At 66.7% G+C, this 438-nt stretch carries 1 protein-coding gene; it reads left to right on the forward strand.

Annotated elements, in window-relative coordinates; genetic code table 11:
• On the forward strand, positions 1-438 hold a 438-nt coding region (locus tag I6F37_RS40370; RefSeq protein WP_225154431.1), incomplete at both ends, for a D-isomer specific 2-hydroxyacid dehydrogenase family protein.

A 438-nucleotide genomic window follows, 5' to 3' on the forward strand; every position in this document is an offset into this window, starting at 1 on the left:
GAGCTGACCATGGGCCTGCTGTTGGCGATCGACCGGCGGATCGCGGACAACGTCGCCGACCTGCGTGGAGGTCACTGGGACAAGAAGCGCTACAGCAAGGCAGAAGGACTGCTGGGCAAGACGATGGGCATCATCGGCCTCGGCTCGATCGGGTTGGGAGTTGCCGAGCGGGCGGTGCCGTTCGGGATCGACGTACAAGCGCTGGCGAAACCCCGGCGGGCTGCACACACCGCGGCGCGCGCCGAGGAGCTGGGCATCACGATGCTGGGCTCACAGGATGAGCTCCTGTCCACCTCCGACATCGTGACCCTGCACGTCCCGTCCTCGAAGGACACGAAGCACCTGGTGGACGACGCGTTCCTCGGCCAGATGAAGCAGGGCGCGATCCTGCTGAACACCTCGCGCGGCGACGTCGTCGACGAGGCCGCACTGCTGAAG

Origin of the sequence: Bradyrhizobium sp. NBAIM08 (genome assembly GCF_020193935.1) — a bacterium.
GTDB lineage: Bacteria > Pseudomonadota > Alphaproteobacteria > Rhizobiales > Xanthobacteraceae > Bradyrhizobium > Bradyrhizobium yuanmingense.